Source organism: Streptomyces sp. NPDC054840, from assembly GCF_053611065.1.
Genome location: NZ_JBSGZP010000297.1, coordinates 1 through 8,536, shown reverse-complemented (window position 1 = coordinate 8,536; position 8,536 = coordinate 1). Strand labels below are relative to the sequence as shown.

The window sequence follows — 8,536 nt, the reverse complement described above, 5'->3', positions numbered from 1 at the left end:
GGACCGACCCGTCCTCGGCGATCAGGCAGCGCACGGAGACGGCCTGCTCGGCCAGCTTCGCCTCGCCCTCGGGGCCGAGGTCGGCCCACGGGATCCGCGCCCAGCCACCGGCGACGGCGGCCTCGGCGGCCTCCTCGATGGTCGCGACGTCGGACGTACGGGCCAGACGGCGCTCGCGGGACTCGCGCAGCAGCTGCGCCTGGTCCTCGTCCAGCACCTTGGGCAGCAGGTCGGCGAGGGCGTCGATCTGCACGGGGGTCTTGCCGCCCGGGATCCGGCGGGCCAGCATCGCGGTGCCGGCCTCCAGGTCGCGGGGGCCGATCTCGATGCGGACCGGTACGCCCTTGAGCTCCCAGTCCACGGCGCGGCGGCCGAAGGGGGTGTCGACGCGGTCGTCGACCTGCACCCGCAGACCGGCGGCCTTCAGCTGGGCACCCAGCTCACGCACCTTCGCCACGGCCTCGTCGCCCTTGATCGCCATGACGACGACCTGGACGTGCGCGAGGCGCGGCGGGACCCGCAGGCCGTTGTCGTCGCCGTGGGACATGATCAGGCCGCCGACCATGCGGGTCGAGACGCCCCACGAGGTCTGCCAGACGAGCTCCTGCTTGCCTTCCTTCGACAGGTACTGGGTGTTGAAGGCCTTGGCGAAGTTGGTGCCGAGCTCGTGGCTCGTACCCAGCTGCAGGGCCTTGCCGTCGCCCATCATGCCCTCGAGGGTGAGGGTGTTGATGGCGCCGGCGAAGCGCTCCTTGGCGGTCTTGCGGCCGAGCACGACGTCGATGCCGAGCACGTTCGTCATGAAGTCGCCGTAGACGTCCGTGTGGATGCGGGCCGCGTAGTCGCGGGCGTCCTCGTAGGTGGCGTGGGCGGTGTGGCCCTCCTGCCAGAGGAACTCGCTCGTACGGAGGAACACGCGCGGGCGCATCTCCCAGCGGACCACGTTGGCCCACTGGTTGATCAGCAGGGGCAGGTCGCGGTAGCTCTGGACCCACTTGGAGAAGTAGTCGTTGATGATCGTCTCGGAGGTGGGCCGGACGACGACCGGCTCATCCAGCTCCTTGCCGCCGCCGTGCGTGACGACCGCGAGCTCGGGGGCGAAGCCCTCGACGTGCTCGGCTTCCTTCGTCAGGTAAGACTGCGGGATGAACAGCGGGAAGTACGCGTTCTGGGCGCCCGCGTCCTTGATGCGCGCGTCCATCTCCTGCTGCATCCGCTCCCACAGGCCGTAGCCGTACGGTCGGATGACCATGGTGCCTCGGACCGGACCGTTGTCGGCCAGCTCGGCCTTGTTGATCAGATCCTGGTACCAGCGGGGGAAATCCTCCGCCTGCGGGGTGAGAACGGGTGCCTTTGCCATGCCGCGAATCGTACGGCGCCCGGCGCACGATGCGTGAATCGGGTGCCGCGCTCCTCTGGACGTGGGGGCGAATGGGGAGTTCTCTGGCAACGGGGGCCAGGGGGCGACACGGAATCAGGAGCGCTCTTTCGATGACACCGACGCCGACGGCGACGCTCGCCGCCCGGGACTGGGCGGAGATCCAGGAACGGATGCTTGTACCTCTGTACGAGGCGGTCTACGACCGACTGGAGGTCGGGCCGGGAGACCGGTTGCTCGGCCTGGACTGCGGGGCTGGGCTGGCCCTGCTGCTGGCGGCCGGGCGGGGAGCCGTGGCCACGGGCGTGGAGGCGGATCCGGCCCGGCGGGCGCTGGCCCGTGAACGGCTGCTGGACGTCCTGGCGGCCGCGCCCGGGCCACTGTCCCCGCCTCACGCGTACGACGCCCTGCTCGCCTTCTCCCCGGCCCCCGCGGCTCTGGCGGCTGCCCTGCCCGCGGTCCGCCGCGGCGGGGCGGTGGTGCTGGCCGACTGGGGCCCCGCGGAGCGCTGCACGGTGCCCTCGGTCCTCGGCGGCGGGCCCGCGCCGCGGGACCTGGACGCGCTGGTGGAGCGGGCCGGGCTCCGGCCGGACGGTTCCGGGCGGGTGTTCTGCCCGTTCGGGTACGCGGACGTGGACAGCGCGGTACGCGGACTGCTGTCGACCGGGCTCTACCCCGGTGCGAGCACCGGCTCCGCCGGAGCGGCCGGCGCCGCGCCCTTCGAGGCGGATTCCGTGCTGGCGGAGAAGGAACTGGCCGAGGCGCTTCACCCGTTCGAGCGACCCGACGGCGCCGTGTGGCTGCCGAACATCTTCCGGTACGTGATCGCCCGGGTGGACTGACGGCCGCTCCTCAGTCGGTGCCGTGCCCCTTCGCCGGCCGCGCGATGCCCGCGGCGGCGTAGGCGGCCGGTTCGTCCAGGGTCTCGTTGGCGAGGAGGGCCTCCGCCAGGGCGTCCAGCTGCGGCCGGTGTTCGCGCAGCAGGCGGCAGGCCTCCACGTAGCACTCGTCCACGATGCGCCGCATCTCGTGGTCGACCGCGTCGAGGGTGGCGGGGGCGGCGGAGAGTCCGTAGGGGCCCTGTCCGTCCGAGGGGATCGCGGTGAGTCGGCCGATCCGTTCGCTCATGCCCCAGCGGCCGACCATGCCGCGGACGATGTTGGTGACCTGCTCCAGGTCGTTCTCGGCGCCGGTGGTGATGACGTCGTAGACGACGTGCTCGGCCGCCATGCCGCCGAGCGCGCCGATGATGCGGCCGCGCAGGTACTGCTCGGTGTAGGCGTACCGGTCCGCGTCCGGGGTCGAGAGGGTGACGCCCAGCGCCCGGCCGCGGGGCACGATCGTGATCTTGCGGACCGGGTCGGCGCCCGGCTGGAGCATGCCGAGCAGGGCGTGGCCGCTCTCGTGGTAGGCGGTGCGGCGGCGTTCCTCCTCCGGCATGACAAGCGGCCGCTCGGCTCCCAGTTGGACCTTCTCCAGGGCGTCCGACAGATCCGCCCGGGTCACCTGCGTCTGCCGGCGTTTGACGGCCAGCAGCGCGGCCTCGTTCGCCAGGTTGGCCAGGTCCGCCCCGGTCATCCCGGGGGTGGTGCGGGCCACGTGTCCCAGGTCGACGCCCTCGGCGAGCGGGATGTCCCGGGTGTGGATGCGCAGGATGGCCTCGCGGCCGCCCCGGTCGGGCGGGGAGACGACCACCATGCGGTCGAAGCGGCCGGGGCGGGTGAGCGCCGGGTCCAGGACGTCCGCGCGGTTGGTGGCCGCGAGGACGACCACGCCCTCCGATCCGGAGAAGCCGTCCATCTCGGTGAGGATCTGGTTGAGGGTCTGTTCGCGTTCGTCGTGGCCGCCCATGGCGTTGCCGCCGCCGCGGGCCCGTCCGATGGTGTCGATCTCGTCGATGAAGATGATGGCGGGGGCCACCTTGCGCGCCTCGGCGAAGAGTTCGCGCACCCGGGAGGCGCCGACCCCGACGATCATCTCGATGAACTCGGAGGCGGAGGCGGAGAAGAAGGGCACCCCGGCCTCCCCGGCGACCGCCCGCGCCAGCAGGGTCTTGCCGGTGCCGGGCGGACCGGAGAGCAGGACTCCGCCGGGCATCCGGGCGCCCATCTTCCGGTACTCCTGCGGGTTCTTGAGGAAGTCGACGACGTCGTTGAGCTCCTCCTCGACCTCGTCGATCCCCGCCACGTCCTGGAAGGTGGTCCGGCGGGCGCCCGTCTCCAGCTCCACCGGCTTGGGCGGGGCCTTGCGGCCGAGCGCGCCCATGCCGCCCGCCGCGGATCCCATCCGGCGGGCGATGACCACCCACAGGACGACCAGCAGCAGCATCGGGGCGAGGGAGAGCAGCAGGTTGGCCAGGAAACTGCGCTGCACGACGACCGGGGAGGCCGTGACGGTGACGTTCTGCTTGGTGAGGTCGGCCCACAGCGCGTCGTCGGCGAAGGCCGGGCGCTGGGTGACGAATTTCGTGTAGTCGCCCTTGTCGCCGTCGGGCAGCGGCTGCTTGGACTTGAGCTCGCCCTGGATGGCGTCGCCCTTGGAGTAGATCTTCGAGACGTTGCCGGCGGCGACCTGCTTGCTGAACTCGGTGTACGAGACCGTCGGCTCGTCCCCCTCGTTGAAGAAGGAGAGCACCAGGTTGGCCAGCAGGTAGACGATCAGCGCGGTGAGGATCAGCCCCCGCCAGCCGCCGGGCATCCGCCGCTTCGGCGGAGCGGCGGGCGGTGCGCCTTCCGAGCGCCACGGTGTGTCGGCCCTGTCGCGGGGAGGTACGGGGGTGGGGCTGGGCACGGGGGGCCTCCTTCTGCCATCCTCCCGGCCGACGATAAGGGATGGATCGGGCCGTCGCCCCGGCGGAGAACAGCAGGGCCCCGACCGTGCGAACACGGCCGGGGCCCTCCTCACCCCTCTGCGCGGGTGCTACTTCATGAACTTCTTGAACTCGTCCGGAAGGTCGAAGTCCCCGCCGTCCTGGCCGCCCGCCGGGAGGCCGAACGGGTTGCCGCCGGCCGCGGGCTCGACCGCCTGCGGGCCCTGCTCCCGGCGGGCCGCGGCTGCGGCCTCCTCTTCCTTGCGCTTCATCGGGTTGCCGCTCTTGCGCTTGCCCTTGGCCTGCTTGACCTGCTTCTTCTGCCGGCCGGGGCCGCCGCCCATCCCGGGGATGCCGGGCATGCCCGGCATGCCGCCGCCCTGGGCCATGCGGGACATCATCTTGCGGGCCTCGAAGAACCGCTCGACCAGCGACTTGACCGCGCTGACCTCGGCACCGGAGCCCTTGGCGATACGGGCACGGCGCGAGCCGTTGATGATCGTCGGGTCGTGGCGCTCGCCGGGGGTCATCGACTTGATGATCGCGGCCATGCGGTCGACGTCACGCTCGTCGATGTTGTTGATCTGGTCCTTGATCTGCCCCATGCCGGGCAGCATGCCGAGCAGCTTGGAGATGGAGCCCATCTTGCGGACCTGCTCCATCTGGGCCAGGAAGTCGTCGAGCGTGAACTCCTTGGGACCCTTGGCGAGCTTGGCCGCCATCTTCTCGGCCTCGGCCTGCGAGAAGGTCTTCTCGGCCTGCTCGATGAGGGTGAGCATGTCACCCATGTCGAGGATCCGGCCCGCCATGCGGTCGGGGTGGAACGCGTCGAACTCGTCGAGCTTCTCGCCGTTCGAGGCGAACATGACCTGCTTGCCGGTGACGTGCGCGATGGAGAGCGCGGCACCGCCTCGGGCGTCACCGTCGAGCTTGGACAGCACCACGCCGTCGAAGCCGACGCCGTCGCGGAAGGCCTCCGCGGTGTTGACCGCGTCCTGGCCGATCATGGCGTCGACGACGAAGAGGATCTCGTCGGGGCTGACGGCGTCGCGGATGTCCGCGGCCTGCTGCATCAGCTCGGAGTCGATGCCGAGGCGGCCGGCGGTGTCGACGATGACGATGTCGTACTGCTTGGTCCGCGCGTACTCGACGGAGTCCTTCGCGACCTGGACCGGGTCGCCGACGCCGTTGCCGGGCTGGGGCGCGTACACGGCCACGCCGGCGCGCTCGGCGACGACGCTCAGCTGGTTGACGGCGTTGGGGCGCTGGAGGTCGCACGCGACCAGCAGCGGGGCGTGGCCCTGCCCCTTCAGCCAGAGGCCGAGCTTTCCGGCGAGGGTGGTCTTACCGGCACCCTGGAGACCGGCCAGCATGATCACGGTGGGGGCGGTCTTGGCGAAGCGCAGCCGCCGGGTCTCGCCGCCGAGGATGGTGACGAGCTCGTCGTTGACGATCTTCAGGACCTGCTGGCCCGGGTTCAGGGCCTTGCTGACCTCTTCACCGCGCGCGCGTTCCTTGACGTTCGCGATGAAGGAGCGGACGACCGGGAGGGCGACGTCGGCCTCGAGGAGCGCGATACGGATTTCCCGGGCCGCGGAGTCGATGTCAGCCTCGGACAGCCGGCCTTTGCCGCGCAGGCCCTTGAAGGTATTCGCCAAGCGGTCGGAGAGCGTATCGAACACGGTGGTCGCGATTCCTCGGGTCGGGGGCGTTGTGGTCGTCCCCCAGGGTATCCGGCCCGGCCGCCCATCCGGCCCTGTGGTCGTCATTCCCCTGGGCTCCGCCCCCGGGCCCCACCCCCTCAGACGCCGGGGAGGCCGGATTGTGCCCGCCTCAGTGGTCACGTGCGGCTTCGAGACCGGGACTCCGCTCCGCACCCCGCCCCTCAAACGCCGACGGGGCCGGAATGTGCCGCGCAGATCCGGCCTGCCCGGCGTTTGACGGCCGGGTCCGGGGCGGAGCCCCGGGGAGGGGTGGAAGGGCGGCCAGGGGACCGCTCCGCGCAGCGGCCCCCGCGCTACGACAGGGCAGCTGCCACCAGGCCGGCCAGGGACACCGCCTCCTGGGGGTCCAGGGACTTGCCCTCGTGGGTGGTCACGTACAGGGTGTCCACCGCGTTCGCGCCCAGCGTGGAGACGTGCGCACTGCGGACCCGGACGCCCTGGGACTCCAGTGCCCGGCCGATCCGGTGCAGCAGGCCTACCGCATCCGGCGCGCGCACCTCCAGGACGGTGGCCAGGGCCGAGACGTCCGGGACCACCGTGACCCGGGGCGGCGGCGGGACCACCCCGCGCCGGCGCGGGTAGGCGGCCTCGCGGTCGGCCAGCTTCGCCGGGACGTCCAGCGAGCCGTCCAGGGCGCGGACCAGGTCGGTACGGAGCCGGGCGGCCTCCGGCAGCGCGCCGTACTCCGCCGCCACCCGCCAGCGCAGCACCAGGACCTCGCCCAGCCGGTCCGGGAGCTCCATGGAGCGCAGATCGGCCGCCCGTACGGTGAGCCGGTGCAGGGCCAGCACCCCGGCCACCGCCGGGAGGACCCCCGGCTGGTCGGGAACGGCGACGACGAGGTCCACGCCGACCGCGTCCTCCTCCTGGCGGGCCTGGAGCGCCAGGACCGGTTCCCCGGTGCGCAGGGCCTCCACGGCCAGGCGTTCCTGTTCGGTGGTCGGGATCTCCGGTTCGCCGGCCGCCGGGGCCGTGCCGCGCAGTACGGCGGCGACCCGCGCGACGAGGTCCGCCACGAGCGATCCCCGCCACGCGCTCCACGCGGCCGGCCCGGTGGCCAGGGCGTCCGCCTCGGTCAGGGCGTGCAGTATCTCCAGCGTGCCCACCGAGCCCACGGCTTCGGCGACCGCACGGACCGTGGCCGGGTCGTCGAGGTCACGCCGGGTGGCGGTGTCGATCAGCAGCAGGTGGTGCCGTACGAGCGCCCCGAGCACGGCGACGTCGTGCGGGTCGAAGCCGACGCGGGCGGCGACGTCGCGGGCGATGGTCTCGCCGGCCACCGAGTGGTCGCCCGGCCAGCCCTTGCCGATGTCGTGCAGGAGCGCGGCCATCAGCAGCAGGTCGGGGCGGCCGACCCGGCGGGTGAGGGCGGAGGCCCGCACCGCCGTCTCGATCAGGTGCCGGTCCACCGTCCAGGTGTGGACGGGATTGCGCTGGGGGCGGCAGCGCACCCGCTCCCAGTCCGGGAGCAGCCGGGTGATCAGGCCCTCGGCCTCCAGGGCCTCCCACACCGCCACCGTCGGCTCCCCCGCCCCCAGCAGGGTCAGCAGCTGCTCGCGGGCCTCGGCAGGCCAGGGCACAGGGAGCGGTTTCCCCTGCGCCGCGAGTCTGCGTACGGCGTGCAGGGAGACGGGCAGACCCGCCTGCGCGGCGGCCGCGGCGAACCGCAGGGCGAGGACGGGATCGCGGTCGGGGCGTGCGGCCAGGGCCAGGACGGCCTCGCCGTCGGACTCGACCACGCCTTCGGCCAGGGGTGCCCGCGCGGGCACCCGGTCGCCGCGGGTGCCCAGCAGTCCGCGGAGTCCGGGCCGGGCGGCGCGGGCCCGCAGGACGCGGCCGACCTCGCGCCAGGTCACGTCGCCGGCGTAGGCGACGACGCGTGCGGCCTCGTACACCTCGCGCAGCAGTGCGTCCGCGTCGAGGAGTCCGAGCTGGGCGGCGACCTGGTCCTGTTCCTGGAGGGAGAGCCGGTCGGTGGCCCGGCCAGTGACGAGGTGCAGGGCGTCCCGGGCGTCCAGGAGCCGTCGCCGGGCCTCGGCGAGGCCCTCGCGCGGGGCGTCGGCCAGCCAGGACGCCGCAACCGCCCGCAGCGCGGTGACGTCGCGCAGCCCCCCGCGGGCCTCCTTGAGGTCGGGTTCGAGCAGGAAGCGCAGTTCCCCGGACCGCTCGGCCCGCTCGCGGCACAGGGAGTGCAGTTCCGGGAGCCTTTTGGCCGCCTGGTTGCGCCAGTCGGCCAGGACGGAGGTCCGCAGGCCGGCGAGGAGTCCGGCGTCACCGGCGACGGCGCGGGCATCCAGCAGGCCGAGGTGCACCTTGAGGTCATCGGCGGCGGTCCGGCGGGCCTCGCCGGGGGTCCGTACCGAGTGGTCGAGGGCGAGGCCGAGGTCCCACACCGGGTACCAGAGGCGGTCGGCGAGCGCGCTCAGCGCCTGCGGCTCCGCCTTGCCGTCGTGCAGCAGCACCAGGTCGAGGTCGCTGCGCGGGGAGAGTTCGGCGCGCCCGTAGCCACCGACGGCCACCAGGGCGGCGCCGCGGACGCCCGTTTCCCGCACGGCGGCCGTGAACAGGGCGTTCAGCCATTCGTCGGTCAGCCCGGCCAGGGCGGAACGGCGCGAAGGCCCGGAC

General features: G+C 73.0%; 5 protein-coding genes. 1 reads left to right on the top strand and 4 read right to left on the bottom strand.

Annotation, left to right across the window (positions count from 1 at the left end; genetic code table 11):
* Positions 1 to 1,360 (bottom strand): proline--tRNA ligase (gene proS / locus ACWGIU_RS21085; protein WP_453707968.1); only part of this gene is annotated, 1,360 nt, incomplete at its 3' end.
* A 131-nt stretch (positions 1,361 to 1,491) separates the two neighbouring features.
* Between proS and ACWGIU_RS21080 the strand changes: the two genes are divergently transcribed.
* Positions 1,492 to 2,220: a methyltransferase type 11 gene (locus ACWGIU_RS21080; protein WP_453707966.1), complete on the top strand. Its 729-nt coding sequence runs from the start codon at positions 1,492 to 1,494 to the stop codon at positions 2,218 to 2,220.
* A gap of 10 nt (positions 2,221 to 2,230) precedes the next feature.
* On the opposite strand, the gene ftsH is transcribed toward ACWGIU_RS21080, so the two are convergent.
* The 3 genes from ftsH to ACWGIU_RS21065 form a co-directional block, all read right to left on the bottom strand.
* Entirely contained in the window at positions 2,231 to 4,075 is a 1,845-nt protein-coding gene (ftsH, locus tag ACWGIU_RS21075; RefSeq protein ID WP_453707970.1) for an ATP-dependent zinc metalloprotease FtsH, read from the bottom strand.
* 222 nt (positions 4,076 to 4,297) lie between these two features.
* Entirely contained in the window at positions 4,298 to 5,869 is a 1,572-nt protein-coding gene (ffh, locus tag ACWGIU_RS21070) for a signal recognition particle protein (protein WP_453707964.1), read from the bottom strand.
* A gap of 335 nt (positions 5,870 to 6,204) precedes the next feature.
* Positions 6,205 to 8,536, bottom strand: a 2,332-nt coding sequence (locus ACWGIU_RS21065; protein ID WP_453707962.1) for a [protein-PII] uridylyltransferase, incomplete at its 5' end; no start/stop codon positions are given.

Excerpts from the sequence above, each read along its gene's own strand:
- ACWGIU_RS21080 (WP_453707966.1), top strand. The coding sequence starts at position 1,492 with ATGACACCGACGCCGACGGCGACGCTCGCCGCCCGGGACTGGGCGGAG.
- ftsH (WP_453707970.1), bottom strand. The coding sequence starts at position 4,075 with ATGCCCGGCGGCTGGCGGGGGCTGATCCTCACCGCGCTGATCGTCTAC.